Origin of the sequence: Agrobacterium sp. NPDC090283 (assembly GCF_044769685.1) — a bacterium.
In the GTDB taxonomy this organism is placed as follows: Bacteria; Pseudomonadota; Alphaproteobacteria; order Rhizobiales; family Rhizobiaceae; genus Agrobacterium.
Genome location: NZ_JBIVYG010000004.1, coordinates 248,565 through 273,040, shown reverse-complemented (window position 1 = coordinate 273,040; position 24,476 = coordinate 248,565). Strand labels below are relative to the sequence as shown.

28 protein-coding genes are annotated in these 24,476 nt (G+C 58.6%); 14 read left to right on the top strand and 14 right to left on the bottom strand.

Annotated elements, in window-relative coordinates:
- Nucleotides 1-191 precede the first annotated feature (191 nt).
- A complete protein-coding gene (locus tag ACIQUH_RS08615) occupies nucleotides 192-1,217 on the top strand; it encodes a class I fructose-bisphosphate aldolase (protein ID WP_400813717.1) in 1,026 nt (341 codons plus the stop codon).
- A gap of 58 nt (nucleotides 1,218-1,275) precedes the next feature.
- Here the strand turns inward: ACIQUH_RS08615 and ACIQUH_RS08610 are convergent, their stop codons facing one another.
- Nucleotides 1,276-1,431, bottom strand: coding sequence for a hypothetical protein (locus ACIQUH_RS08610; protein ID WP_003506189.1), 156 nt, complete (start codon nucleotides 1,429-1,431; stop codon nucleotides 1,276-1,278).
- Between the two features lie 137 nt (nucleotides 1,432-1,568).
- Here ACIQUH_RS08610 and ACIQUH_RS08605 point away from each other — a divergent pair, with 137 nt between their 5' ends.
- From ACIQUH_RS08605 to ACIQUH_RS08595, 3 genes are all read left to right on the top strand, one after another.
- Nucleotides 1,569-2,858: an MFS transporter gene (locus tag ACIQUH_RS08605; protein ID WP_400813714.1), complete on the top strand. Its 1,290-nt coding sequence runs from the start codon at nucleotides 1,569-1,571 to the stop codon at nucleotides 2,856-2,858.
- Nucleotides 2,855-3,046 (top strand): DUF1192 domain-containing protein, encoded by a 192-nt coding sequence (locus tag ACIQUH_RS08600; RefSeq protein ID WP_400813712.1) that lies wholly within the window; start codon nucleotides 2,855-2,857, stop codon nucleotides 3,044-3,046. The genes ACIQUH_RS08605 and ACIQUH_RS08600 overlap by 4 nt, the downstream gene beginning before the upstream one ends.
- 404 nt (nucleotides 3,047-3,450) lie before the next feature.
- On the top strand, nucleotides 3,451-3,966 hold the full coding sequence (locus ACIQUH_RS08595; protein WP_400813710.1) for a DUF1465 family protein: 516 nt from the start codon (nucleotides 3,451-3,453) through the stop codon (nucleotides 3,964-3,966).
- Between the two features lie 155 nt (nucleotides 3,967-4,121).
- Here ACIQUH_RS08595 and rpmE read toward each other — a convergent pair whose 3' ends face one another.
- The gene (gene rpmE / locus ACIQUH_RS08590; protein ID WP_003497640.1) at nucleotides 4,122-4,343 is read right to left on the bottom strand and encodes a 50S ribosomal protein L31; all 222 of its coding nucleotides are present in this window, start codon (nucleotides 4,341-4,343) and stop codon (nucleotides 4,122-4,124) included.
- A gap of 261 nt (nucleotides 4,344-4,604) precedes the next feature.
- Between rpmE and ACIQUH_RS08585 the strand changes: the two genes are divergently transcribed.
- Nucleotides 4,605-6,404 carry an ABC transporter transmembrane domain-containing protein gene (locus tag ACIQUH_RS08585; RefSeq protein WP_400813707.1) on the top strand — a complete coding sequence of 600 codons (1,800 nt, stop codon included), beginning with the start codon at nucleotides 4,605-4,607 and terminating at the stop codon, nucleotides 6,402-6,404.
- 65 nt (nucleotides 6,405-6,469) lie between these two features.
- On the opposite strand, the gene ACIQUH_RS08580 is transcribed toward ACIQUH_RS08585, so the two are convergent.
- From ACIQUH_RS08580 to ACIQUH_RS08550, 7 genes are all read right to left on the bottom strand, one after another.
- Nucleotides 6,470-7,942 (bottom strand): M48 family metalloprotease, encoded by a 1,473-nt coding sequence (locus tag ACIQUH_RS08580; RefSeq protein ID WP_400813705.1) that lies wholly within the window; start codon nucleotides 7,940-7,942, stop codon nucleotides 6,470-6,472.
- A gap of 98 nt (nucleotides 7,943-8,040) precedes the next feature.
- Nucleotides 8,041-8,688 carry a LemA family protein gene (locus ACIQUH_RS08575; protein WP_400813702.1) on the bottom strand — a complete coding sequence of 216 codons (648 nt, stop codon included), beginning with the start codon at nucleotides 8,686-8,688 and terminating at the stop codon, nucleotides 8,041-8,043.
- A 250-nt stretch (nucleotides 8,689-8,938) separates the two neighbouring features.
- A complete protein-coding gene (locus tag ACIQUH_RS08570; RefSeq protein WP_400813700.1) occupies nucleotides 8,939-9,970 on the bottom strand; it encodes a peptidoglycan -binding protein in 1,032 nt (343 codons plus the stop codon).
- A 2-nt stretch (nucleotides 9,971-9,972) separates the two neighbouring features.
- Complete coding sequence (locus ACIQUH_RS08565; protein WP_400813697.1) at nucleotides 9,973-10,992, bottom strand: flagellar motor protein MotA; 1,020 nt, start codon at nucleotides 10,990-10,992, stop codon at nucleotides 9,973-9,975.
- Nucleotides 10,993-11,193: 201 nt separating this feature from the next.
- Nucleotides 11,194-11,994: an inositol monophosphatase family protein gene (locus ACIQUH_RS08560; protein WP_035262908.1), complete on the bottom strand. Its 801-nt coding sequence runs from the start codon at nucleotides 11,992-11,994 to the stop codon at nucleotides 11,194-11,196.
- Between the two features lie 164 nt (nucleotides 11,995-12,158).
- Nucleotides 12,159-13,259 (bottom strand): tetratricopeptide repeat protein, encoded by a 1,101-nt coding sequence (locus tag ACIQUH_RS08555; RefSeq protein ID WP_400813694.1) that lies wholly within the window; start codon nucleotides 13,257-13,259, stop codon nucleotides 12,159-12,161.
- A gap of 8 nt (nucleotides 13,260-13,267) precedes the next feature.
- Nucleotides 13,268-13,921: a thiamine phosphate synthase gene (locus tag ACIQUH_RS08550; protein WP_400813692.1), complete on the bottom strand. Its 654-nt coding sequence runs from the start codon at nucleotides 13,919-13,921 to the stop codon at nucleotides 13,268-13,270.
- Between the two features lie 104 nt (nucleotides 13,922-14,025).
- Between ACIQUH_RS08550 and ACIQUH_RS08545 the strand changes: the two genes are divergently transcribed.
- On the top strand, nucleotides 14,026-14,790 hold the full coding sequence (locus ACIQUH_RS08545; protein WP_400813690.1) for a sulfite exporter TauE/SafE family protein: 765 nt from the start codon (nucleotides 14,026-14,028) through the stop codon (nucleotides 14,788-14,790).
- Between the two features lie 103 nt (nucleotides 14,791-14,893).
- On the opposite strand, the gene ACIQUH_RS08540 is transcribed toward ACIQUH_RS08545, so the two are convergent.
- The gene (locus ACIQUH_RS08540; RefSeq protein ID WP_003506164.1) at nucleotides 14,894-15,070 is read right to left on the bottom strand and encodes a YdcH family protein; all 177 of its coding nucleotides are present in this window, start codon (nucleotides 15,068-15,070) and stop codon (nucleotides 14,894-14,896) included.
- Between the two features lie 234 nt (nucleotides 15,071-15,304).
- On the opposite strand from ACIQUH_RS08540, the gene ACIQUH_RS08535 reads away from it, so the two are divergent.
- The 6 genes from ACIQUH_RS08535 to ACIQUH_RS08510 all read left to right on the top strand — a co-directional run bounded on the left by ACIQUH_RS08535 (nucleotide 15,305) and on the right by ACIQUH_RS08510 (nucleotide 18,729).
- Entirely contained in the window at nucleotides 15,305-15,508 is a 204-nt protein-coding gene (locus tag ACIQUH_RS08535; RefSeq protein WP_003497661.1) for a YdcH family protein, read from the top strand.
- Between the two features lie 47 nt (nucleotides 15,509-15,555).
- On the top strand, nucleotides 15,556-16,023 hold the full coding sequence (purE, locus tag ACIQUH_RS08530) for a 5-(carboxyamino)imidazole ribonucleotide mutase (protein WP_400814021.1): 468 nt from the start codon (nucleotides 15,556-15,558) through the stop codon (nucleotides 16,021-16,023).
- A gap of 11 nt (nucleotides 16,024-16,034) precedes the next feature.
- A complete protein-coding gene (locus ACIQUH_RS08525; RefSeq protein ID WP_400813686.1) occupies nucleotides 16,035-17,111 on the top strand; it encodes a 5-(carboxyamino)imidazole ribonucleotide synthase in 1,077 nt (358 codons plus the stop codon).
- Nucleotides 17,112-17,258: 147 nt separating this feature from the next.
- Entirely contained in the window at nucleotides 17,259-17,384 is a 126-nt protein-coding gene (ykgO, locus tag ACIQUH_RS08520) for a type B 50S ribosomal protein L36 (RefSeq protein ID WP_003497670.1), read from the top strand.
- Between the two features lie 101 nt (nucleotides 17,385-17,485).
- Nucleotides 17,486-18,106 (top strand): tetratricopeptide repeat protein, encoded by a 621-nt coding sequence (locus tag ACIQUH_RS08515; RefSeq protein ID WP_400813679.1) that lies wholly within the window; start codon nucleotides 17,486-17,488, stop codon nucleotides 18,104-18,106.
- 47 nt (nucleotides 18,107-18,153) lie between these two features.
- Nucleotides 18,154-18,729, top strand: a complete 576-nt coding sequence (locus ACIQUH_RS08510) for a hypothetical protein (RefSeq protein ID WP_400813677.1) — start codon at nucleotides 18,154-18,156, stop codon at nucleotides 18,727-18,729.
- Nucleotides 18,730-18,763: 34 nt separating this feature from the next.
- On the opposite strand, the gene ACIQUH_RS08505 is transcribed toward ACIQUH_RS08510, so the two are convergent.
- The 3 genes from ACIQUH_RS08505 to ACIQUH_RS08495 all read right to left on the bottom strand — a co-directional run bounded on the left by ACIQUH_RS08505 (nucleotide 18,764) and on the right by ACIQUH_RS08495 (nucleotide 20,279).
- Entirely contained in the window at nucleotides 18,764-19,021 is a 258-nt protein-coding gene (locus ACIQUH_RS08505; RefSeq protein ID WP_080723112.1) for a DUF2312 domain-containing protein, read from the bottom strand.
- Nucleotides 19,022-19,169: 148 nt separating this feature from the next.
- Nucleotides 19,170-19,475: a DUF1244 domain-containing protein gene (locus ACIQUH_RS08500; protein WP_400813675.1), complete on the bottom strand. Its 306-nt coding sequence runs from the start codon at nucleotides 19,473-19,475 to the stop codon at nucleotides 19,170-19,172.
- 15 nt (nucleotides 19,476-19,490) lie between these two features.
- The gene (locus tag ACIQUH_RS08495) at nucleotides 19,491-20,279 is read right to left on the bottom strand and encodes an N-formylglutamate amidohydrolase (protein ID WP_400813670.1); all 789 of its coding nucleotides are present in this window, start codon (nucleotides 20,277-20,279) and stop codon (nucleotides 19,491-19,493) included.
- A gap of 291 nt (nucleotides 20,280-20,570) precedes the next feature.
- Here ACIQUH_RS08495 and ACIQUH_RS08490 point away from each other — a divergent pair, with 291 nt between their 5' ends.
- Together ACIQUH_RS08490 and pyk are read left to right on the top strand one after the other, a co-directional pair.
- Nucleotides 20,571-20,957: a DUF1036 domain-containing protein gene (locus ACIQUH_RS08490; protein ID WP_400814018.1), complete on the top strand. Its 387-nt coding sequence runs from the start codon at nucleotides 20,571-20,573 to the stop codon at nucleotides 20,955-20,957.
- Nucleotides 20,957-22,396 carry a pyruvate kinase gene (gene pyk, locus ACIQUH_RS08485; protein WP_400813668.1) on the top strand — a complete coding sequence of 480 codons (1,440 nt, stop codon included), beginning with the start codon at nucleotides 20,957-20,959 and terminating at the stop codon, nucleotides 22,394-22,396. Before ACIQUH_RS08490 ends, pyk begins: the two co-directional genes overlap by 1 nt.
- Before the next feature lie 80 nt (nucleotides 22,397-22,476).
- Here the strand turns inward: pyk and ACIQUH_RS08480 are convergent, their stop codons facing one another.
- On the bottom strand, nucleotides 22,477-24,384 hold the full coding sequence (locus ACIQUH_RS08480) for a DUF882 domain-containing protein (protein ID WP_400813665.1): 1,908 nt from the start codon (nucleotides 24,382-24,384) through the stop codon (nucleotides 22,477-22,479).
- Nucleotides 24,385-24,476 lie beyond the last annotated feature (92 nt).

The window sequence follows — 24,476 nt, the reverse complement described above, 5'->3', positions numbered from 1 at the left end:
ACTTATCCTACTTGCCTGACACGAGGCCGGACAAGCCATGCTTGTCCGGCCTTGTTTTTTGGTAAGTGCACATGGGAGGAAAAGTTTCAAACGATTGAAATCATTTCAATCGTTTCAATGAGTTAGCGTGCCATTTCCCTGCCCTGGAACTTCTGTTATCGGGAATTTATTGTGCCTTGGGAGAATAGCAAATGACCGAACGTCTCGAAGACATTGCAATCAAAATGGTCGCCGACGGCAAGGGCCTGCTCGCCGCCGACGAATCCACAGGAACGATCAAGAAGCGTTTCGACAGCATCAATCTGGAATCCACCGAGACCGCCCGCCGCGACTATCGCGAGATGCTGTTCCGCTCCGACGACGCCATGAAGAAATATATCTCCGGCGTCATTCTTTATGAAGAAACCCTGTTCCAGAAGGCCGCCGACGGCACGCCTTTCGTGGATATCATCAGGGCGGCCGGCAGCCTGCCGGGCATCAAGGTGGATATCGGCGCCAAGCCGATGGCTTTCCACCCGCATGAATTCATCACCGAAGGCCTCGACGGTCTTTACGAGCGTCTGCGCAAATATCATGAAGCCGGTGCCCGTTTCGCCAAGTGGCGCGGCGTCATCACCATCGGTGATCAGCGTCCGAGCTGGGGTTCGATCAAGGCAAACTCCCAGTCGCTCGCCCGTTACGCCGCTCTCTGCCAGCAGGCGGATATCGTGCCGATCGTGGAGCCCGAGGTGCTGATGGACGGCGAGCCCGGCACGCACGACATCGACCGCTGTGCGGAAGTCACGCAATGGGTTCTGCAGACCGTTTTCGCCGATCTGTTCGACGCCCGCGTGAACCTTGAAGGCATGATCCTCAAGCCGAACATGATCATCGACGGCAAGAAGGCCCGCAAGGCTTCCGTCGAGGAAGTGGCGGAAAAGACCGTGAAGGTTCTGAAGGCGACCGTGCCTTCCGCCGTTCCGGGCATTGCCTTCCTTTCCGGCGGTCAGTCCTCCGAAGAAGCAACCGCCCATCTCTCCGCCATGAATGCCGGCTACGACCTGCCCTGGTCGCTGACCTATTCCTACGGCCGCGCCCTTCAGGATACGGCCCTCAAGACATGGGGCGGCAAGCAGGAAAACGTCGCCGCCGGCCAGCGCGCCTTCACACACCGCGCCGCGATGAACAGCCTTGCCGCCAAGGGCAACTGGAAACAGGAACTCGAAAAGGCAGCCTGAGGCCCCTCGTCACAGGCATCTGGTCAAACAAAAGCCGCCCTCTGGGGCGGCTTTTTCGTTATGGACGCAGAAGCAGCGTCGCCGACCAGATGACAAAGGCGGCAACCGCAATCTTCCAGCAATCGCCTCTTTTCTTAAGGCCCGGCAGACCGAGCGGCCGGATGATCTGGATCGCCATGGCCAGCAGTAAAAAAAGGCCAATTGCCTTCGTCATTTATTGAGCCTTTTCTTTATTTCTGCATCGTCACAGGCTGGACATTTTTACCGTTCACCAGAAGAGTGCAACTCATTCGGGTAACGCCCGTCCTATGGCCTGTCCGACCGTCCGTCCGAACGCATGAGAGTGTTTTCATGAGCAGAAATCTTCTACCCGTATTCGCTCTTTTATCCAGCACTCTGTTTCTTTTTCTCGGCAACGGCCTTCAAGGTCTCATTCTGCCGGTGCGTGGTTCGGCGGAAGGTTACTCCAATGAAATTCTGGGCTTTCTGGGCACCTCCTGGGCGGCGGGCTTCGTCGTCGGTTGCTTTGTCGCGCCTGCCATCGTGCGCCGCGCCGGCCATGTGCGGGCATTCGGCTCCTTCGTGGCACTGGTGTGCCTCACCGTGCTGATGACCGGACTCATCATCGATGATACCTCCTGGATCGCGCTGCGTGCGCTGACCGGTTTCTGCACTGCCGGCACCTCGATGATCATCGAAAGCTGGCTGAACGAGCGCGCCACCAATGAAAGCCGTGGCATGATCTTTTCGCTCTATATTGCCATCACGCTGCTCGGCGTCGTGGCGGGGCAGATGATCGTGCCGATGGGGGATATCAGCAATACCTCGCTGTTCATGATCTGTGGCATCATCTATTGCATCGCCATTCTGCCGGCCACACTTTCGAAAGCGGCCAGTCCGCAGCCTTTGCAGAAGGTGAAGCTGGATCTGCCGGCCCTTTACCGCAATTCACCGGTTTCCTTCATCGGCATTCTGATGATCGGCATTGCCAACGGCGCCTACGGCACGCTCGGCGCCGTCTTCGGCGCGCGGGCAGGTCTCGACCCGACCATGATCGCCATCATGGTTTCGGTTACGATTTTCGTCGGCGCTCTGGCGCAATTTCCGGCAGGCCGGCTGTCGGACCGGATAGACCGCCGCTACGTGCTGGCAGGTCTCGCCGGTCTTGGCGCGGTCGCGGGTCTGGCGGTCGCCGTGGTCCAGCCGCATGATGTCTATGTGCTGATTTTCATGATCGCCATTTATGGCGCCGCCGCCAACGCGCTTTATCCCATCGCCGTGGCCCATGCCAACGACTTTGCCGCCTCGGAAGACTTCGTCAAGGTCTCGGGTGGCCTGCTGCTGCTTTACGGCATCGGCACCATCATCGGTCCAACGCTCGGCGGCGCGATCATGACCCATTTCGGACCCTATGCGCTGTTTCTGGTGACGGCTGTAGCGCATCTGCTCATCACCGCTTATGCGATCATCAGAAGCCGTCAACGCGCTGCGCTCTCAACCGAGGAAAAAGACAATTTCTCGACCATGATGCCAACGACCCCCTCCCCGCTCGTCACACCGGAAAGTATTGCGCTCGACCCGCGCGCGCCGCAATATCCAGGCGACGATGGCGACTATGTGGAAAAAGGAGCAGGCATATGAGCCTCTTTGACGATGACCGCCCGAAAAAACCGGTGGCGCACGAGATCGGTGGCGATCTCAGCCTTCTTTCGGTGGACGAGTTGAGCAGCCGTATCGATCTTCTGCAAGCCGAAATCACGCGACTCGAAGAGGAGAGGACACGGAAATCCGCCGGCAGGCAGGCGGCCGAGAATCTCTTCCGATCCTGACAGGCGCTGCAGAATAGATACGGGGCAACACTTCTATTGCCACAAGCTGCGGCTCAGCCGGTGCCCGAAAATGAATATTCCGGGGCAGTCTTTCGTTTACCATTAACCAAAAATTAAGCTTTCTGAGAGATTACTATACATGTCCAGTTCTTCTGGACCTCAGGCATCTTCTCCATACGGCGAATTGGTCTGATTTTTCTCCCTGTTTTACCTTGAGAGCCGCTTTCGCGGCTCTTTTTTTGCCGCTTGCCGGATTCCGTAAAACTGTGGGTATTAACCCTTCTTTAATAATTGCCTTGCGCATTTCAGGTAAAGATACCATCCTGAAAACACTAAAGGCCGGAACAAAATATCCGGGTCGTCGTTGCCTGACAGTGTGGTGCGTGAGCAGGGATTTAAAGAAAATGTCGGAACAGGTTTTAAATACCATAAGCTTTGCGGGTCGCGCGGCTGCTTCCAACCAGTTCAAGTCCCTCTATACCGAAGGCATGACCTTGGTGGAGGAAACGGCAAGTTATCTCGACGGCGCCGGCCGCGCCGCATCCAAGGTGCTGCCGCGCATGGCCTCGGTGCTTTATGCGGCGGAATCGATGCGCCTCACCACCCGCCTGATGCAGATGGCCTCCTGGCTGCTTCTGCAGCGCGCCGTCAACAATGGCGAAATGACGCGTGATCAGGTTCTGAGCGAAAAGAACAAGGTGCGGCTCGACAGCTTCAACGTCGACCGCAACGCGCCCGGCTGGAACGACCTGCCGGAATCCTTCCGTGACCTCATCGAGCGCTCGCTGCGTCTCCAGAACCGCATCGCCCTGCTCGACCGCGAAATCTATCGCCCGTCCGAAGCCGCCAAGGTGCCGGACAATGAAAACAGCGTGCAGGCGCAGCTCAACCTCCTGCGCACGGCTTTCTCGATCAACTGAGAAAAGACCACCTTATCCGGACAATTTGAAAAGCAGGCTCATCGGCCTGCTTTTTTGTTGCCAGCGCTCCGCAAAACAAGAATCGGGCCCCAAACAGGGCAACAAAAAAGCCCGGTAAAACCGGGCTTTTTTTAAACGATCCGTCCGCAAGAGGATCAGAGGCCGAGGCCGCCGAAACGCTTGTTGAACTTGGAAACGCGACCACCGCGGTCCATAAGCTGCTGGTTGCCGCCCGTCCATGCCGGATGGGACTTGGGGTCGATTTCAAGGTTCATGACGGCGCCTTCCGAACCCCAGGTGGAGCGGGTTTCGTATTCGGTGCCATCGGTCATGACCACCTTGATCGTGTGATAATCGGGATGGATATCAGCCTTCATGACAATCTTCCTGGTTAAGTGACGTGCGGTCCATTTGCCGCAATTGCGTCAACTGAGCCATTTCAATAAATGAAGCCATAGACCAGATGGGCTATGGCTTCCCAATTCGATGCGGAGCCTATACATGAAGGTCGCCCAGATAACAAGAGCCTGCTATCCCCTTGTGAAAGGAGATGGCCAAAGGGGTGGGAATTTTACCGCGCGCCGGAAATTCACCCGCAAAAGGCCCCAAAACGGCAGGGAATGAGGAGCATAAAGGACGTGGCAGACATTGACGAGCAGAAAGCGGCGAAACAAAGAAGCCTGAAGCCGCTTCTTGGCCTGTTTCCCTATCTCCGGCGTTATCGCGGCCTGATGGCGGCCGCCCTTTTCGCGCTTGTGCTTTCTTCCGCCACGACACTTGCCCTGCCGCTTGCCGTTCGCCGCATCATCGATCACGGATTCCAGACGCCGGATGGCGGCATGATCAACAGCTATTTCGCCATGCTTCTGGCGATTGCCGTTGTCCTCGCGCTCGCCAGCGCCATGCGTTATTATTACGTCATGACTATTGGCGAAAGGGTTGTTGCCGATCTTCGCCGCGATGTCTTTGGTCACCTCACCACGCTGTCACAGCAGTTTTTCGACAGCAATCGCTCGGGCGAGCTAACCTCGCGGCTGACCGCCGACACCGTGCAGATTCGCTCGGCCTTTGGCTCATCGGCCTCGGTAGCGCTGCGCAATATCATCATGTGCTCCGGCGCGGTGGCGATGATGATCTATACCAGCCCCGGCCTTTCCGGCCTTGCTCTGCTTGCCATTCCCTTCATCGTTTTTCCGCTGATCGCCTTCGGGCGCTCGGTTCGCGCCCGCTCCCGCACCACGCAGGATACATTGGCCAATTCCGCCGCCTATGCTTCCGAGACGATTGCGGCGAGCCGCACCGTGCAGTCCTTTAATGCCGAGACACTGGCAAATGCCCGATATGGCGCCTCCGTGGAAGCCGCCTATCAGGGCGCTCGCGCCGCCATCGGCGCCCGCTCCATTCTCACCGCCGTCGCCATCGCCCTGGTCTTCGGCAGCGTCGTCGGCATTCTCTGGTATGGCGCGCAAAGCGTTTTGTCCGGCAGCATGACCGCGGGCACGCTCGGTCAGTTCGTGCTTTATTCGGTCATCGCCGCAAGCGGACTCGGCCAACTCTCGGAAGTCTGGGGGGAACTGGCGCAGGCAGGCGGCGCGGCCGAACGGCTGTCCGAATTGCTGAATGAGCGCTCGCCCGTGGCGGAACCCACATCGCCCGTCGCCATGCCTCAGCCACCGCGCGGCGAGGCGGAATTCGAGAATGTCGATTTTGTCTATCCGCTCGCGACGGGGCGGCCGATCGTTTCCGGTCTCTCCTTCAAGGTCAGTGCCGGCGAAACCGTCGCCATCGTCGGGCCTTCCGGTGCGGGCAAGAGCACGGTCTTTTCACTGCTGATGCGCTTTTACGATCCGCAGCAGGGTCGCATCACCGTCGATGGCACGGATATCCGTGACGTTACCCTTGCCGATCTGCGCGCCCGCCTGTCCATCGTTCCGCAGGATGTGGCGATATTTGCCGCCTCCATCCACGACAATATCGCCTTTGGCCGGCCTGACGCGACACGCGAGGAGGTGCGCGCCGCCGCCATCGCCGCGCAGGCCGACAGCTTCATCGAACGTCTCACCGATGGCTATGACACGCAGGTGGGTGAACGCGGCGTGACCCTTTCCGGCGGCCAGCGTCAGCGTATCGCCATCGCCCGCGCCATCCTTCGCAATGCGCCGATCCTGCTTCTCGATGAAGCCACCTCGGCGCTCGATGCGGAAAGCGAAACGCTGGTGCAGAAGGCGCTCGATGAGCTGATGAAAACCCGCACCACCATCGTCATCGCTCACCGCCTTGCCACCGTGCTGAAGGCCGACCGCATTCTGGTGATGGATGAGGGCCGCATCATCGAGGAAGGCACGCATCAGAGCCTCATTCGCCAGAACGGCCTTTATGCGCGTCTTGCCCGGCTGCAATTCCAGACCGGGCCGGACGAATTGCGCGCCCAGGCGTGAATAGGGTATGTGGACCGACAAACTTGGACTGCCGGGTTGGAAGGCGACGTTAAGGCCACGTTCGGCTACTGTCGCCAACCGTCAAAAAGGAAGCGACGCAAGCGCGGATTCAAAACCACAAAGAAGATCATTACGACACCAAAACTCAACACATTGATGATTGAGCCCGATACACTTTGCTGACTCTCAGAGGGCTTCGGAATTTCCGCCTCACTCGCGCCTCTCAGCTTGAAGTTACCCACCGAGTTCGACGAAGGAGAACCCAAGCCGTAAATACCTTCCCCCTGACCAGGGGAGGCGCCCATACGATACGACCCATCTGGGACGTCCATCGCTTCGATCACGAAATTGGGGTCGAAACGAAGGGCGAAATCATCCAAATCGCGCGACGTGTAAAGATGGAAAATAATGCTTACGGCCACAGCAGCAAGCAACATGAGGCTTGCCGCGGCTGTAAGCCCGAGGCCATTCCTTTCATTGCCTTCTTGCCACTCAAACACATCGATCCTGGCGCCCTGCCACTGCCAGAAGCGCTCCCTGTCAGTGAAAAACAGACAATACATGCGTAGGGAAGGCTCCTCGATAGTGGTTTTCTCCTTTTGCAATAAATTGGCACGCCACTGCTTCACTTCGGGACGTCGACCAAAAGTCGCGGCTCTAGCCGTCTTCAGGATAACGCGGGTATCGCGACGAACTCGGCCCGCCTGCATGAGATCGTTTCCCAGCGAGGATATTACGCTTATGCGGTCGTCGATAAGGGTATGACCGCTCATTCTTCCCTCGAACAGATGAGCGTCGAGCAGATCGCTATTTTGAAAAGCTCCTCGACCTCTGACCTTACGCAGGGCACTGATCAACGCTTCCGGAAAATGCGTGATACGTATCGCTTCACCGTCCGCTATATGATCGCGGCTAAGCTTGACATTGCGTCGTGCAAGCCACGCAAGCCGCATTGCCGTCATGACCACCACGCCGGCGATCAATACGAGGAAAAACGCCGGCGGCAAGACAATGACAAGGATGGCGTGTCGCCAGTTTTGGAAGCTGAACGGGTTGGAAACTTGAAGGATCGCGGCAGTGCGCATCAAGGCATGACTTATAGCGAGGAGTCCGGTGTCGCCGTTGCGAATATGAGCAGCCTCGTGAGCCACGACTGCCGCAAGTTCATCATCATCGAGATGATTAAGCATTCCTCTTGTCACGGCGATCAGGCCTGACTGAGAACCTTCACCCACCGATAGCGCATTCAATGCGTCTACCTCGATGACGCCGAATTTCGGAAGTCGGATGCCAAGGGCGATCGTCTGTTCTTCGGCGATGCGCCACAGGCGGGGTTCTTCCGCCCGAGTCGGCAATTGTATGTTCAGCAAACGGCTGACGACTTTTATATGACGCCGGTACAGGAACCAAATCTGGGAGCCCGCGAATACCGCCACCGGAACCGAATAACGAAGTAGGTACCCCGCCGGATCTATAAAAACGATCCTTTGCGGATCCCATACGAGAAGTGGCAAGATCAGTGCAACGGCTGCGATCATCTCAATAGCCGCAATGTAAAGCGCGACCAACCACCAGGTTAAATGTCGGCTGCGGCGCGCGTGATCAATATACCCTTTAGAGGACACACCTTCACCGCTTAGCTGAAGTTGATCTGAACTGGCTTTACGAAATCGCGTTTCCCGTCATCAAAAACGAGTTGGTCGTGCTTGTTAATTTTCGCAATCAGCGCAATGATATTGCCCGGAAATGCCCTGCGACTGGCGTTTAGCTCTTCCACGGAAATGTTATAGAAACGACGCGCAGCCGTAATTCGGTCCTCAATTCGAATTATTTCATCTCGTAAATCGCGAAAGTGGGTCGAACTCAGAAGATCGGGATAACTTTCCGACGCGGCAAACAGACCTGTCAAGGATTGCCCAATCTGCGTCTCCGCAGCCAGTCGCGCTTGCCCAATGCTTTCCATCGCACGACTGCGAGCATCAACAATCGCTTTGATCGTACTGTGCTCCTGCACGGCAAATCCCTTGACCGTTTCAACCAGATTACCGATCAAAGCATAACGTTCCGCCAATAGCGCATCGATGTCCGCTGCTGAGGCGCTGCAACGCTCATCCAGCCGGCCAAGCACGGCATGGTTACTGCGCAGCCAAAGCAAAAGTGACGCCATAATCGCGAGAGCAACCCAGAGCCACCAATTGTCGAGCATAAAGTTAGTGGCGCGAACGAAGCGTCCGAAAATGTCAGTTGCTTCAAGGAAACTTTGTTGATCCGAAGTGGTCGCCAAGGCACGATCTCCTGTTGACTATCCCACAGCGCCCGTTAATGCAGCCTTCAAATAACGACAACAAAAAAGTTAAACGGGGCATAAGAGATAGTAATATAAATTACATCATTTTCTACATCGAATATATTAAAATTCATCGCAGTATAAATGGTTAAGTCTACGCAAAAATATTCTTTGGAATTACCCAGAAATGCAATATGCGGTAGTTCGAAAATTCAATGGAGAGAAAGCCTAAAATACCTGCGGTTGCCTACCGTTCAGTCAGCTTGAGTTCGATACGGCGGTTCTGTTGCCGTGCTTCCGGTGAATCACCTTCGGCGATCGGCTGATATTCGCCGAAACCGGCGGCGACCAGCCGGTTTGCCGGCACACCCTTGGAGATCAGGAATTTCACCACCGAGGTGGCGCGGGCCGAGGAGAGTTCCCAATTGTCCCGGTAACGGCCGGAACCGGAAAGCTGGACATTATCCGTATGGCCATCCACACGCAGGACCCAGTTGATCTCTGCCGGAATTTCCTTGGCGAGATCGAGTAGCGCAACCGCCAGCTTCTCCATCTCCGCCTGACCTTCCGGATTGAGCTCATTGCCACCGGAAGGGAAGAGCACTTCGGACTGGAAGACGAACCGGTCGCCGACGATGCGAATATTTTCGCGGTCCGACAGAATTTCACGCAGCCGCCCGAAGAAATCGGACCGATAGCGGTTCAGCTCCTGCACCCGCTGCGCCAAAGCGACATTGAGGCGGCGGCCGAGATCGGCGATCTTGACCTGAGAGGAAGCATCCTTGGCTTCCGAGGCCTGAAGCGCGGCTTCCACGGAAGCGATCTGCGCTCTCAGCGCCGCGATCTGCTGGTTGAGCAATTCGATCTGCGCGGAGGCACGGGAATTGGCCTGCCGCTGCTCGTCCAGCTCGCCGGTCAGGCTGCCGATCCGCGCATTGGCGTTCGCATTGCTGCCCGATCCCGCATCGAGAAGCGCCTGCAGCCGGGAACGCTCGTTTTCGGATGCGGCAAGGGTGGATTGCAGGCTCGCAAGCGCGTCCTCAATATCCTGCTTGTTGCCTTTTTCCATGGCCAGAAGTTCGGTCAGTTCGGCAATCTGGCTGTTGAGACGTGTCAGCACCTCGTCCTTGCCGGTAATTTCGCGCGACAGAACGAATTGCGCCAGCACGAAGACCGTGAGCAGAAACATGATGGCCATGAGCAGCGTCGACAGCGCATCGACGAAACCCGGCCAATAATCCACACCCCTGTCGCGGCGGCGGTTGCGCGCAAGCGCCATGGCTACTCGCTCCCGTTATCGTGCCGGGTGCGTCCGGAGGACTTGGTCTCGCTGTCGATCCGCGTCGACAGCCGGTCGAGCGTGCGGCGAAGCGATTTCGATTCCTCCTGCTGTGCTTCGATCCAGTCACGCAACATCTGCTGTTCGCTGCGCATGTTCTTGACGAGGCCCTGAATGCCTTCGGCAAGGCTGGTCATGGCCGCAAGCGAACGTTCGGTGCTAACCATGGCGCCCGGCTCCGCGACCTTGAACTCCCTTGGACCTTCCGTCGTATCCGTCACCGATGACAGCCAGTTTTCGAGCTGGGTATAAAAACGGTTCTGCGCACGACCGGCCTGAAGATCGAGGAAACCGAGAATCAGCGAACCCGAAAGACCGAGCAGCGACGAGGAAAACGCCGTTCCCATGCCCGCCAGCGGCGCAGTCAAGCCGGCCTTGAGGGAGCCGAGAATATCGTTGCTGTCGCCGGCGCTCGGATCGAGCGACTGGATAACGTTGCTGATGGCGCCGATCGTGCCGATCAGGCCCCAGAAGGTGCCAAGCAGACCGAGGAACACCAGCAGGCCGACGAGATAACGCGATGTGTCACGCGTCTCGTCGAGGCGCGTCGCGATGGAATCGAGGATCGTCCGCTGCGTAACAGCGGAAAGCCGGACTTCGCCGCGCTTGCCGATCAGCGTGCTCATCGGTGCCAGCAGTTTTGGCGCGCGGCCGACCTTTTCGACGCTGCCGGCGGCACGAAAGGCATTGAACCAGCGGACTTCGGAACGCAGGCTCATCGTCTGGGTAAAGACCAGAATGATGCCGATGGCCAGCACGCCGAGAATGAAGCCGTTGAGCCCCGGATTGGTCATGAAGGCGGTATGTGCCTGCCGGTAAAGAATGGCCGCCAGAAAACCCACGAGGATCAGAAACAGAACCATCGTCCAGAGAAATGGTGTCGGGCTGGACAGCTTGTGGCTGTATTGCCGTGTGGTCACCGGTTTCTCGACGCCAAGATCGAGCAGCTCCGAATCCGCCATAACGTTCGCATTCCCTCTGGTCACGTATCCAGCGGAAGCTATTTGAAAATTGCGACGATTTGAAGCGAAAAGCCGGTCTTTCGTCACAGGCGTTTCACGAAAACAGCCCGAGACCCAACGACGGAAAACAAAAACACCCGGCGAATATTCGCCGGGCGTCTAAAACTTGCAGAAAACGGCAGGTTTTCCGCCAAAAACCAATCAGCGGCCCGGGATGGGACGGTTGGCGACCTCAACGAGCGCCTTGTGGATATATTCGTTACCGGCAGCAACGGAACTGCTGCCGAAGATATCCGTGCCGCCCTTGATGTCGGAGGCGAAACCGCCGGCTTCACGAATCAGCACCAGACCGGCCGCCATGTCCCAGGGCGAAAGATCGGCTTCCCAGAAACCATCGAGACGGCCAGCGGCAACATAGGCGAGATCGAGCGACGCAGCACCCATGCGGCGGATGCCGGCTGCCTCACCCATCACATGGCGAAGTTCGACGAGGAACTTGCCGTGATTGCCGCGGCCGAGATGCGGCACGCCGCAGCCGATGACACAATCGGTCAGCGCCTTGCGCGCAGCAACGCGGATGCGGCGATCGTTGAGGAACGCGCCGCCGCCGCGCTCGGCGGTGTAGAGTTCGTCGGTGGCCGGATTGAAGATCACGCCGGCGACGACTTCGCCGTTACGCTCGAGCGCGATGGAAACCGCGAAATGCGGAATGCCGTGAAGGAAATTGGTGGTGCCATCCAGCGGATCGACGATCCAGCGATGTGCGCCGTCCGTGCCTTTTTCCTCGCCACCTTCTTCACCCAGGAAGTCGTAGGTCGGGCGGGCCTTCATCAGTTCGTCGCGCACGATCTTTTCGGCTTTCAGGTCCGCCTGCGAGACGAAATCGCTCGGTCCCTTGACCGAGACCTGAAGGTTCTGCACTTCACCGAAGTCACGCGACAAAGACTTACCCGCCTTGATGGCGGCCTGAACCATGACATTGAGAAGGGCTGAACGGGCCATCGATGTTGTTTCCTGGAAAGCTTGCGAACCGCCCGGAAGCTCACCGGGCAGGCACGTCATTATTTTCTTGAATTGAAAGTTTGCGGTTCAAGACCACAAAACGCGCGGAAATTCAAGGCAAAAAGCCCATGGGTCAACGCCAGCGTGGCAAGGCCACCCTTCCATCACGTCGGGCGGAAACGATTTGCGGCCTCAATCGCCTTCTTCTGCTGCTCGTCGGTGATGCCGAGATAAAAGTCCTCGAGAGACGGATCCTTCAGCCCGGCACGGCGGGAAAGCACATACCATTTGGCCGCCTCGACCGGATCCGGCCGGGTGCCAAGCGCCTGAATGTAAAGATGCGCCACCTTGTTCTGCGCCACGACATTGCCGCGCTGTGCCGCACCGTAAAGCCAGCGGAAGCCCTCATCCAGATTGCGCTCACCGCCGAAACCATTCACCAGCCAGATGCCCAGATCGACCTGCGCGGTATCGTAACCCGCCTTCGCGGCCCGCGTCAGCCAGTCCCGCGCCTTTGCCTTCTTCTCGGCCGGCACATCCTTGAGCGACCAGTAAATCTGCGACACCGCATATTGCGCATCGGCAATGCCCTGTTCGGCGGATCTTTCATAGAACGGCAAAGCCATCAGCAGGCCCTTGGCGCCGGGATTTTCCGAAACCAGTATCTGGCCCCAGTTGAACTGGGCAGAGGCATTGCCGGCTTCCGCCGCGCGGCGCATGAAATCGTCGGCCTTGACCTTGTCGCGGGTGACGAATTTACCTTCCATCAGGATCAGGGCGAACTTGAACATGGCGACGGGATCGCCGCCCTCGGCCGCCTGCTGGTACCAGAAAGCGGAGGTCTTCTCGTCACGGGCAATGCCGAGGCCACGCGACATCATTTCCGCCACCAGCGTCTGGGCGGCTGCGTCACCGTTCTGCGCGCGGTTCAGCGCCTTGTCGAGCGCCTGCACATATTCGCCGCGCTGGAAATGCCCGTAAGCTTCGTCCACCCGGCCCTTGAATTCCTTTTCCGGCGGCAGGGCCGGCAGTTCCGCGCCCATACGCTGATAGACATTCACGCCCGCAGACGGCTGCAAATCCTTCTGCTCTTCGGATTGCACCCTGCCCTGACGGGTTGGCTGAGCCTCTTTTTCCAGCTGGCGGGAAAGCGCATTGCTTTCGCTCTGCGGCCCGGACTGGGCAAAAGCGACACCCGCCGGCGTGCCGAAAGCAAGCGCCAGCAGCGAAACGGAAAGGCAGAGGTGAACGGAGCGCATGATCATCGCCTGTATCAACCGTCAAACCGTGGCGCTTTTTCGTCAAGCAGGGCGTTGATTTCAGAAACGGCCTGGGCAGCGCCACTGGCATTGTCGAAAACGCCGCTGCGCATCGCCACGAACTCCACACCGGTCTCGGCCACGGCAACAACCGAGGAAATATCCGTGCCGCCCATGACGATGGCCGGGATTTCGATCATCGATGCCCACCATTCGCCGAGCGCGAGATTTTTGGGATGCGCTTCCGGCTTGATGTCGCCTTCGAGCTTTCCAAAAAACACATAATCGGGATTGGCCTCGCCCTGCTCCAGCGCCTTGTGACGGTCATCCGCATTGCCGCCGCCGACGATGAGCTTCGGCGTGAATTTTTCCACGGCCTCAGCGAGCGCCTCACCATTTCCGACCACATGCAGCCCATCCGCCTTCACGCGGCCGGCGACCCGGCTGTCACCGGCGATGAGCGCCGCCGCCCCCGCCTTCTGGATGATGGGCACGATCAGCTCGGCACGTTTCTGGAAAGCGGCATCATCCAGACCATATTGCGGAATGATGACGGAAGCGACATCGCCGCCCCGCAATGCGTCTTCCACCTCTGTCGCCTGCTTTTGCGCGTCATCCGATTGCGGAACGATCAGGACAAGGCGGCAACGGTCTTCAACTAGGGTCATCGGTTCGTCCATTTCAGACAGAAGACGCTTACCGCGCAATCTGCACTCGTTTTCATATGACAAATCCGATAAACCGGACCGGCGAAAGGATCAACCGTCCATCCATGCTCACCGATTTTCATTTTTATCTTGTCGCCATCCCCGCAGTCGTGCTCGTCGGCCTTTCCAAGGGCGGGCTGGGCGGCGCTCTGGCCCTGATGGGCGTGCCTTTGATGGCGCTTGCCGTCTCACCGGTACAGGCGGCGGCGATCTTCCTGCCGATCCTGATCGTCATGGATCTTGTGGCGCTGTGGGCGTGGCGGCACCATAATCACCGGGAAACGCTGCTCATCATGCTGCCCGGCGCCATCGCCGGTATCGCGCTCGGCTGGGCGACCTCGAGCCTCATATCTGCCGATGCCATGCGTCTCGTCGTCGCCTCGGTCACGATCCTGTTCGTGCTGCGTTATTTCCATGAGAGTTTCAAAAGCCGGAAGGGCCAGGAAATTCCGGCCAAACCGCAAAGACCGGCTGCCGCCACGCTTTGGTCGAGCCTTTCCGGTTATGCGAGCTTCGTGGCCCATGCCGGTGGACCGCCCTTTCAGATTTATGTCCTGCCGCTGAAGCTCGATCCCAAGACCTATACCGGCATGAGCGTGCGTTTCTTCGCCATCATGAATGCGATCAAGCTCATTCCCTATTTCGCGCTCGGCGCGCTCGATGCCACCAACCTCAAGACATCGGCGAGCCTGCTGCCGGTGGCGATGTTGGCGACGCTTGCCGGTGCAAGGGTGGTGAAATATCTGAAACCGGCCATCTTTTACCCGCTGATGTATACCATGGCGCTGATTGCGGCGCTGAAGCTCCTGTGGGACGGGCTGCCTTTCTAAAAATCGGCAATAAAAAGCTCTGGCAGCAGGTTTTCGCCGCCAGAGCTCGAAAGGCTCAGACCGCCCGGCCCTCATTCATCGAGGGTCGGCGGTCTGGCATAAATCAATGTCTTGTCGAGGCCTTGAGCCTCTGCAGTTCATCCTTCAGGCGCAGTTTTCGACGTTTAAGGTCCGCGATCTCTCTATCGTCAGACGACGGGGAAGCAAGAATACTTTCGAGCTCCTCCTCCAGAGCACCGTGTTTCTTTTCGAGCGATGCAATATGAGCCTGAATGGTCATGCGGCACGTCCTTCCTTTTTGAACCTACCTCCAGCTCTCCATCGCTGGAGTTTCAGGTTTACGACGGCAATGTGACACGGATCGCGCCGCTTGTCGAAGGCGAAATGAAGGCAATAAGTGGGCAATTTGGTCGCAAGGGATAACTTCCCGTTACCGCGATTTGATGATAGAGCCTCCAGAACGGATGACATACGCGCCGGAGCCGATCCGGCGGCATAAAATGGGGATGACGAGATGCCCGATCAGGACCAGGCGGACATCAGGCTCACGCTGGCGCGGCTGCGCCAGGAGCATGAGGATTATGACGCGGCGATCAACGCGATGATCCAGACCAGCTGCGATGCGCTGAGAATACAGCGCATGAAAAAGAAGAAGCTGGCCGTCAAGGACAAGATGACCCAGCTGGAAGACCAGGTCATTCCCGATATCATCGCCTGAGCCGGAGAGATTACGTGACAGCAGAAACGCCCCCCGTCGCCATCATCATGGGCAGCCAGTCCGACTGGGAGACCATGAAGAACGCCGCCGATACGCTGGATGCGCTCGACATCGAATACGAAGCCCGCATCATTTCCGCCCACCGCACCCCGGACAGGCTTTATGATTTCGCCAATGGCGCGAAGGACGAAGGCTTCAAGGTCGTTATCGCCGGCGCCGGCGGGGCCGCCCATCTGCCGGGCATGACGGCGGCCATGACGCCGCTTCCGGTCTTCGGCGTTCCGGTACAATCGAAGACCATGTCCGGTCAGGACAGCCTCTATTCCATCGTGCAGATGCCAGCCGGCATTCCCGTCGGCACGCTCGCCATCGGCAAGGCCGGCGCGATCAACGCAGCCCTTCTCGCTGCCGCGGTTCTGGCGCTGAGCGATGAGGACCTCGCCGACCGGCTGGATGCCTGGCGTGCGCGCCAGTCGGCGGCTGTCGCGGAATATCCCATGGACAGCGCCCAGTGACGACAAATGTGATGGCAAAGACGACCAACCTGACCATCGGCATCATCGGTGGCGGGCAGCTCGGGCGTATGCTGGCGATGGCCGCAGCCCGCCTCAACCACCGCACCATCGTGCTGGAACCGCAGGCCGATTGTCCGGCTGCGCAGGCCTGCAACGACCAGATCGTCGCGGAATATGACGACGAAAAGGCGCTTGCCGAACTTGCAAGCCGCTGCGATGTCGTCACCTACGAATTCGAAAACGTGCCCGTCGCAGCCGCCGAGAAACTCAGCGCTTCCGTGCCCGTTTACCCGCCGGCGCAGGCGCTCAGCGCCTCGCAGGATCGCTTGACGGAGAAACGCTTCCTTAACGGTTGCGGTATTCCCACCGCCGATTTTCGCGCCGTGGACAGCCAGGACGAACTGGAAGCCGCCGTGACCGCCTTCGGTGGCAAGGGCGTGCTGAAGACCCGCCGCATGGGTTATGACGGCAAGGGCCAGCGTCTCTTCCGGGGTGGTGAGGACCTCAGGGGCGCCTTTTCGGCGCTCGGCGGCGTGCCGCTGATCCTCGAGAGCTTCATCGCCTTCGAGCGGGAGATTTCGATCATCGCTGCCCGTTTCCAGGACGGTACGGTTACCTGCTATGATCCGGCCGAAAATGTCCATCTGAATGGCATTCTGCATACGTCGACGGTACCGGCGGCGCTTTCGCATGCCGCGCGGGCTGTTGCCGTGCAATCGGCGGAGAAGCTTCTCGCCGCGCTCGACTATGTCGGAGTCATCGGCATCGAGTTCTTTGTCCTGCCGGATGGTTCGCTGGTTGCCAATGAGATGGCACCGCGTGTCCACAATACCGGCCACTGGACGGAAGCGGCCTGCGTGATTTCACAGTTCGAACAGCATATCCGGGCCGTCTCGGACCTCGCACCCGGCAACACGGAGCGCCACTCCGATTGCGTCATGACCAACCTCATCGGCGACGACATCGACGATGTACCGGCATGGTTGTCGAAAAAAGACTGTCTCGTGCATCTCTATGGCAAGACGGAAGCACGGCCGGGCCGCAAGATGGGCCATGTGACCGAGCTTTTGCGCACAGGAAAAGCCTAGTCTTTTAAGGCAAAGACGCGGCCGAGTGTTGACAGGCAGGGCTCAAACGGGTATCTGCCTGCCAACCGAAAAGAGCGCGCCCCGTTGCGCGCTTTTGATTGTTTGAATAAGCACGGCAGAAACCGTGCAAAACTGCGGACCAGTAAAATGAAGATCAAGAATTCGCTTAAAGCGCTTAAGGCCCGTCATCGCGATAACCGCCTGGTTCGCCGCAAGGGCCGCGTCTACATCATCAACAAGCAGAACCCGCGCTTCAAGGCTCGTCAGGGCTGATTGACTGCGGCTGCGGTTCGCGATTGAACGCGCGGATCACTTTGTTGACAGTGCAGAAGTTTGCATTTGATATTGGGCGCAGTCGGGTTAAGCTTTAACCCATGCGCCCAAATCGTTTTTGCACGGCTATCTTCCTCGCTCAGGGTTTCCTGTCTGCCGGCCTCCTGATTCCGGGAATGGCCGCCATTGCTCATGCGGCGGACGGACAACAGCCTGCCGTGGCAGAGGCCGCGCCTTCCCCTGCCAAGACCATCGACACTCTTTTCGCATCGCTGAAAAAAGAGCGCAACGCGGTCAAGGCGCGCAGCATCGCCAACCAGATCGCCTCCGAATGGAATGATTCCGGCAGCGCGACGATCAATCTCCTGATGCAATGGGCGGGCGAAGCTGCGGATGAAAAGCGCAACGCCGCCGCCTATGATTTTCTCGATCAGGTCATTCTGCTCGACCCGAACTATGTGCAGGCGCCCTATCGCCGCGCCATGGTGCATTTCGCCGATGGCGATACCCGCAAGGCGATGGCGGACATCAATCTGACCCTCGAAAAAGAGCCGCGCTATTTTCCGGCGCTCGCAAGCCTTGCCAACATCCTCGAAGCCTCCGGCCGCGACGAGCTGGCACTGAAGGCCTGGGAACGCTATCTGGCGGTTTACCCCGCAGACAAGGACGCCCGCAAGGAAGCCGCCGATCTCTCGGAAAAGCTGGCGGGCACACGCGGCTAATATTGATCGTCGCTGATTTTATTTATTGGATTTAATAGGGCTGTGTTTTGAAAGAGCGGAATGAGTTCGAGGCGGCAGAGAGGCTTTTAAACTCTATCGGAGACAATCCGAGTTTCGACATCAGCGAATTCATTGAACGCATTTCCGTGGCGGAAGACTGGGGAAAACTCATAGTCGCCCACATCTATCTGGACCACATTATCACCGAAGTTTTGAATACCCACCTGGATCATCCAACCGCTTACTTCAATGGTCATCGATCGTTCGCTGAAAAACTCAGTTTATGTCAGGCCATGGGATATTTTCGCGATAAATTTGGCGACGTTCTAAAAGCCATAAACAATTCACGAAATAAGTTTGCACACAAATTGGTGTTTCATGTTTCGGATGAGGAGAAACGCAATTTGTTTCGTACCCTCACGACAGAGCGCCCCACATCCGAAGTGACACGGTCCGACGGTTTCGAGGAATTTCTCTTCACGATCGTTATATTTGCGGAAATCTCACGATCAGCAGAAGAACGACACGCTGAATTGTCAAAAGAGCAAGAGGCCGTGAGCAAAAAAATCCTCGAACTCCTTATCGCCAACAAAGACATGTTGGGCGATAAATTTTTGCCGTAGGGCGCAGCCGTGTGCGCCCTACGCAAAATCATGATCATTCCATGCCGAGCGCGGCCATATAGGTCTGGAGAATGGTTTCTTCCTCGATGCGCTCATTGGCATCCTTCTTACGCAAGCGGATGATCGTGCGGATCGCCTTGGTATCGTAACCGCGACCCTTCGCCTCACCAATTACATCTTTGATATCGCCCTGAATGGCGGCTTTCTCTTCTTCCAGACGCTCAATACGTTCAATAATCTGACGCAGTTCTGCGGCGGCTACGGTCTCTGTGGTGCTTGTTTCGTCCATCATATCATCCTTTATTGGCGGCCCGCATCTGAGCCTTGTTCATTACATCCGGGCGAAGCCCTCGCCGGTCGCTGCCAGCGGGCAGTAAAATTCCGGCCTGTGAACTGCCCACTGAAAGGCGTCCCGTCAAGTCGTTTCCGTCGATCGGCAGCTATTCCTTGGGGCGGTTCTGCTCAAAGGCGGCTTTCTGGGCATCACTTGCCTCCGCCTGATATTTCTCTTTCCAATCCTCATAGGGCATGCCGTAGACGATTTCCCGGGATTGATCCTTGCTGAGCGGAACGCCGGCCTCCTCGGCCGCCTCCCGATACCAGTTGGAAAGACAATTGCGGCAAAAGCCCGCGAGGTTCATCAGGTCGATGTTCTGCACATCGTGGCGCTCACGAAGATGCTGGACGAGGCGGCGGAAGGCGGCCGCCTCGAACTCGACCTGCCTGTTGTCGTTCTCATTCGTCATGGCAAAACTCCAGGCTCAATAGGGACCGGTGCGAGAAGCGAACTGCTGATATTCGTGCAGGACGGGATCGTCGTTCATTGCGGCAAAAATGGGGGCGAGCCGGTCCGACCATTCGGCGATCCCCTTCTCATCCGCGATCAGATCCTGCCGGACCTCCAGAAGCGCGTGCGGTATGCCCTTCATCATGCAATGGCGATACATGGTGTCGCCCTTGAGCGCGCCGTCATAGGGCTCGTTGTCGCCAACGAGAATGTCGCCCGTGGCGCGCAGATGCGCCAGAAGCGGATCGACCGCACGATGATCCGTGTCCCACAGGACCGCCGCATGCCATGGCCGCGGCGTTTGCTTCCAGAACGGCGTATAGGAATGCAGCGACAGGACAAGCGGCGCTTCTTCCGATGCTTCGGCAACGCCGGTCAGCACACGATCCACGGCATTGTGATAGGGCCGATGAAAAATCTCGATCCGCCTTTGCCATTCCTCATCCGAAATCGGATGATTGCCGGGGATGATCGCCCCGTCCGAAATCTTCATGATGAGGGTCGGATCGTCCTCGCCGCGATTCGGATCGATCAGCAGCCGTGAGAACCGCCCGAGCACGGCCGGCACGCCAAGGCGCGCGGCGAGCGAGCGCGTCAGCCCTTCTATGCCGATATCAAATGCGATGTGGCGATGAAAAGCGGTTTGCGGAAGGCCAAGATTGCCGTAGTGTGCCGGCAGGAGGTTCATGGCATGGTCCGCCAGAAGAACCATGCCTTTGTCATAATCGCCTTCTATGATTTCATAGGGTATGAAGTCGTTCATCGATAATTTTCTGGGGCAGGATTGAGGAGAGAAACTTGATGGCATGGCTTGAGGCCGGGCGCAAGTTCAGGCGGAAGAACAGCCATCTACCTTATCGCACTCACGATCCCACGAACAATATAATCGATTAAACTCGCGTTGACTTTCTGTGGCGGCCACGCCAAGAAGTGTGTTCATTATAACCATGGAATCCGGATGGAAGCCGTGACTCAGTCATCTCTCGCTCTTCCTCGCCACTTCAGGCATATCGCCCGTCTTTTTTCCGCAGCGGCATTGTTTCTGACCCCGTTCATGATGGCGGCGCCCGCACATGCGGATTTTCGCGTGTGCAACAGCACGCAAAATCTCGTCGGGGTCGCAATCGGCTACCGCGGACAGGAGGGCTGGGTCAGCGAAGGCTGGTGGCAGGTCCCCTCCTCGACCTGCGCAACGCTGATCGAGGGTGAGCTGCAGTCACGTTATTATTATCTCTATGCCGAAGATGCCGCCCATGGCGGCCGCTGGACCGGTGACGTCAACATGTGCGTGGCGGAGAACGAGTTCAAGATCAACGGCGTAGACGATTGTTTTGCCCGCAGCTTCCAGAGAATGGGTTTCAAGGAATATGACACGGGCAGACAGGGCAGCTGGATGGTCCAGCTTTCCGATACGCCAGGCACACAGGGAAATCAAAACTGATGAAGCGTAACCGCAAAGTCAAAATTCTTGCAACTCTCGGCCCGGCCTCTTCCGAAGAGGCCATGATCGAAAAGCTGCATCTTGCTGGCGCTGATCTTTTCCGGATCAACATGAGCCATGCGAGCCACGACGTGATGCGGACGCTCATTCAGCGCATCCGCTCCGTCGAGAGCCGTACCGGCCGTCCCATCGGCATTCTGGCCGACCTGCAGGGTCCCAAGCTGCGCGTCGGAAAATTCGCCGAGACCAAGGTCGATCTGGTTCCCGGCCAGACCTTCACCCTTGATAACAACGACACCCCCGGCGACAACACCCGCGTTTTCCTGCCGCATCCTGAAATTCTCGAGGCGGTCAAACCCGGCCACCGCCTGCTGATCGATGACGGCAAGCTGCACCTGCGCGCTGAGAAGAGCGACGGCAAGAGCATCGTCACCACGGTCGTTTCCGGCACCCGCATTTCCGACCGCAAGGGCATCAGCCTGCCCGATACCCTGCTCGGCGTCGGCGTTCTCACCGACAAGGACCGCGTCGACCTCGACGCCGTTCTGGAGACCAACGAAGTGGACTGGGTTGCCCTTTCCTTCGTTCAGCGCCCGGAAGACCTGGCGGAAGTGCGCAAGATCGCGCGCGGCCGCGTCGGCCTGATGTCCAAGATCGAAAAGCCGCAGGCTGTCGAGCGCATCGAAGAAATAATCGAGCTTTCCGACGCATTGATGGTTGCCCGTGGCGACCTGGGTGTGGAAATGCCGCTGGAAGCCGTTCCGGGCATCCAGAAGCAGCTGACCCGCGCCTGCCGCCGCGCCGGCAAGCCGGTCGTCGTCGCCACGCAGATGCTGGAATCGATGATAACAGCACCTGTACCGACGCGCGCCGAAGTGTCGGACGTCGCCACCGCCGTGTTCGAAGGCGCCGATGCCATCATGCTCTCGGCTGAATCCGCCTCCGGCGACTACCCGGTCGAAGCGGTTTCCACCATGGCCTCCATCGCCAGCACCGTGGAACAGGATCCCTATTATTCCAATATCATCTATGCGCAGCGCGCCCAGCCGGAACCGACAGGTGCCGACGCCATTTCGCTTGCTGCCCGCCAGATCGCCGAAACGCTGAAGCTTGCGGCGATCGTCACCTATACGTCCTCGGGCACGACCGGCCTGCGCGCCGCGCGCGAACGGCCGCAGGTGCCGATCATTGCGCTGTCGCCGATCATTCAGACCGCACGCCGCCTGTCGGTCGTCTGGGGCCTGCACTGCGTCGTCACCGGCGACGCCAGCGATCTGGACGACATGGTGAACCGCGCTTGTCGCATCGTTGTTTCAGAAGGTTTCGGCAAGCCGGGTGATCGCATCATCATCTCCGCCGGCGTGCCGCTCGGCACCCCCGGTGCCACGAACATGGTGCGCATTGCCTATATCGGCTCGGACGGCCAGAGCGGCGTCTGATAGACGACTACCAAGCAACAAAAAACCCGCCGTCGCCGGCGGGTTTTTTGTTGGCCTTTCGGCCGCCTGATAAAACTGGCTCAGTGCATCTTCACCGGCGTGCTGAAGCGGCTGGATTCGATGGCCACGGCACCGGGCTTGAAGCTCGCCGAGGTGGCGGAGGCCGACATGTCGTTGCTGAGCATGCGGTTGGCGACAACACGCGGCGCCTTTACCGAGCGTCCGGTGGTGCCCTTGTTCTGGTTGAGCGCCCAATCAGAAATAAGATCCTGCGTCAGGCGTCCACCGCCCACCATGGCCTGCTGGGAAACGGCGGCATCCTGCTTGCTCGGGCGCGAACCCTTGGTCGGCATACCGGCGCTGAGGCCGCCACTAATGGCAGGCTTGAGGTCGAAAGCATCACCGAAGCCAGCCTGCGGTTCGGCCTTGGCCGTTTCGGCGGGTGCGACGGTAACCTTGTGGTTGACGGCAGCCGGGAATGGCGCGGCTGTCGGCATGGCAGCCGACTGGACCTGCGACCGGGCGGCCTGGCCGCTCTGTTCAAGAGCCGCAACCACCGTCGGCGAAAGCGTATCCTGCTGCGCCTCGGCAAGATCGTCCTCACCTTCAGCATCGGCATTGGCCGCCGCCAGCAGGGCTTCCGCCACGGCCGGGCGATTGGCGGGAACCGGCACAGAGGCGAGTTCGCCGGTAGCAGCCGGTGTCGCACCATCTGCGGAAGCCGTCAGGATCGATCCTTCCGCATCACCTCTCATGCCACGCGGGCCGAGAAGCGTGGGCACGGGCACGGATACCTCAGCCAGATCGGCAAATTGCTGACGCTCGGCCGGCGCGGAAGCCGGCGTCGGCGTCGTCGCTGCCTGCAGGGCGTCCTGTGCGGCATTGCGGGCCGGCGAATAAAGCGCCGTCGCAAGACCGGTATTGGCCGGCGGCTGGTTGCCGAAGGCGGGACGAGCCGTCGGCAACGGCGCATCGTTCACGCCGGGAAGGGCCTGTGCCGAAGCAACTGCAATGGTGGGTTCAGGCTCGGGAGCTGCCTGCTGCGGAGCCGCCGGGCGGGCGACAGCCGGGCGCTCTGCCGGCTCCGGCGCTGCGATGCTATCGGGATCTTCATCCTCGTCGCCGCCGCCACCAAAGAGCGCCTGCAGCAACGTCTTGCGCTTGCCGCCACCGGAAGAGGCAGGGCCTGCACCGGCGCTTGAAGCAACCTGAATGGAGGAGGAGCTGACCCGCTTCTTGTAATCGGCGAGCGCCTGCTCATAACCGGGAAGCGGCTTGCCATCGGAAGGAAGATGCAGCGTATTGCCGTTCGGGAAGATGCGGACGAGTTCCTGGCGGCTCATGCGCGGCCAGGCGCGAACGCCGCCGACATCCATGTGCACGAAGGGAGAGCCAGACGTCGGATAAAAGCCGACGCCGCCAATCTGCATCTGCATGCCGATTTCACGCAGGCGGGCAAGCTTCACGCCGGGAATATAAAAGTCCATGGCCTTGCCGAGCATATGCTGGCTTTTTTCCGCGACACCCTTGGTGCGTGTGCGCAGAAGGCCATTGGTCTCCGGTGAACGGAAGGCCGAAACGACGTTGATGTAATCGGTGGCGCCACTGCGGCGATAGACTTCCCAGACAAGATCGAAAAGTCGCGGGTCCATCCGCGTCGGCTGGTTGCGACGCCAGTCGCGCAGGAAGCGGTTCAGCTCCTGCAGGCCCTTCTGGTCGTATTTGCCATTGCGCTTGAAGGTGATGACCGCCTTCTCGCGTGTATGGATATAATACAGTTTGAGGCTGCGCGTCTCGGCGGCGGCTTCCGTCGCCGAAACACCGACGAAAGGCATGGCGGCGAGCATCAGGCAGGCAAAGGTGACAGCGCGCGCCGACAGCTTCGTGCATATATCCTTGATCAAGCCGCGCGCGATCTTTGTCGAAAGCGCGTTATTCCGATGCAGATATGGCAATTCGATCCCCGCCTGGAAGACAATTTCTGTCACATTGCCTCAAATGAACGTCAAATACGGTGACACGATGGCAAAATTGCCACACACATACAACCTTCCTCTACATAGTGAATCAGCCACTAACA

Excerpts from the sequence above, each read along its gene's own strand:
- ACIQUH_RS08605 (WP_400813714.1), top strand. The coding sequence starts at position 1,569 with ATGAGCAGAAATCTTCTACCCGTATTCGCTCTTTTATCCAGCACTCTG.
- ACIQUH_RS08560 (WP_035262908.1), bottom strand. The coding sequence starts at position 11,994 with ATGGCCCGTTCAGCCCTTCTCAATGTCATGGTTCAGGCCGCCATCAAG.
- ACIQUH_RS08555 (WP_400813694.1), bottom strand. The coding sequence starts at position 13,259 with ATGATCATGCGCTCCGTTCACCTCTGCCTTTCCGTTTCGCTGCTGGCG.
- ACIQUH_RS08490 (WP_400814018.1), top strand. The coding sequence starts at position 20,571 with ATGATGGCGGCGCCCGCACATGCGGATTTTCGCGTGTGCAACAGCACG.
- ACIQUH_RS08540 (WP_003506164.1), bottom strand. The coding sequence starts at position 15,070 with ATGACCATTCAGGCTCATATTGCATCGCTCGAAAAGAAACACGGTGCT.
- ACIQUH_RS08535 (WP_003497661.1), top strand. The coding sequence starts at position 15,305 with ATGCCCGATCAGGACCAGGCGGACATCAGGCTCACGCTGGCGCGGCTG.
- ACIQUH_RS08565 (WP_400813697.1), bottom strand. The coding sequence starts at position 10,992 with ATGGCGGATTCGGAGCTGCTCGATCTTGGCGTCGAGAAACCGGTGACC.
- ACIQUH_RS08545 (WP_400813690.1), top strand. The coding sequence starts at position 14,026 with ATGCTCACCGATTTTCATTTTTATCTTGTCGCCATCCCCGCAGTCGTG.
- ACIQUH_RS08570 (WP_400813700.1), bottom strand. The coding sequence starts at position 9,970 with ATGGCGCTTGCGCGCAACCGCCGCCGCGACAGGGGTGTGGATTATTGG.
- ACIQUH_RS08615 (WP_400813717.1), top strand. The coding sequence starts at position 192 with ATGACCGAACGTCTCGAAGACATTGCAATCAAAATGGTCGCCGACGGC.
- ACIQUH_RS08505 (WP_080723112.1), bottom strand. The coding sequence starts at position 19,021 with ATGATGGACGAAACAAGCACCACAGAGACCGTAGCCGCCGCAGAACTG.
- ykgO (WP_003497670.1), top strand. The coding sequence starts at position 17,259 with ATGAAGATCAAGAATTCGCTTAAAGCGCTTAAGGCCCGTCATCGCGAT.
- ACIQUH_RS08495 (WP_400813670.1), bottom strand. The coding sequence starts at position 20,279 with ATGAACGACTTCATACCCTATGAAATCATAGAAGGCGATTATGACAAA.
- rpmE (WP_003497640.1), bottom strand. The coding sequence starts at position 4,343 with ATGAAGGCTGATATCCATCCCGATTATCACACGATCAAGGTGGTCATG.
- ACIQUH_RS08580 (WP_400813705.1), bottom strand. The coding sequence starts at position 7,942 with ATGATCGCAGCCGTTGCACTGATCTTGCCACTTCTCGTATGGGATCCG.
- ACIQUH_RS08515 (WP_400813679.1), top strand. The coding sequence starts at position 17,486 with ATGCGCCCAAATCGTTTTTGCACGGCTATCTTCCTCGCTCAGGGTTTC.
- ACIQUH_RS08500 (WP_400813675.1), bottom strand. The coding sequence starts at position 19,475 with ATGACGAATGAGAACGACAACAGGCAGGTCGAGTTCGAGGCGGCCGCC.
- ACIQUH_RS08610 (WP_003506189.1), bottom strand. The coding sequence starts at position 1,431 with ATGACGAAGGCAATTGGCCTTTTTTTACTGCTGGCCATGGCGATCCAG.
- purE (WP_400814021.1), top strand. The coding sequence starts at position 15,556 with ATGGGCAGCCAGTCCGACTGGGAGACCATGAAGAACGCCGCCGATACG.
- pyk (WP_400813668.1), top strand. The coding sequence starts at position 20,957 with ATGAAGCGTAACCGCAAAGTCAAAATTCTTGCAACTCTCGGCCCGGCC.
- ACIQUH_RS08595 (WP_400813710.1), top strand. The coding sequence starts at position 3,451 with ATGTCGGAACAGGTTTTAAATACCATAAGCTTTGCGGGTCGCGCGGCT.
- ACIQUH_RS08550 (WP_400813692.1), bottom strand. The coding sequence starts at position 13,921 with ATGACCCTAGTTGAAGACCGTTGCCGCCTTGTCCTGATCGTTCCGCAA.
- ACIQUH_RS08525 (WP_400813686.1), top strand. The coding sequence starts at position 16,035 with ATGGCAAAGACGACCAACCTGACCATCGGCATCATCGGTGGCGGGCAG.
- ACIQUH_RS08600 (WP_400813712.1), top strand. The coding sequence starts at position 2,855 with ATGAGCCTCTTTGACGATGACCGCCCGAAAAAACCGGTGGCGCACGAG.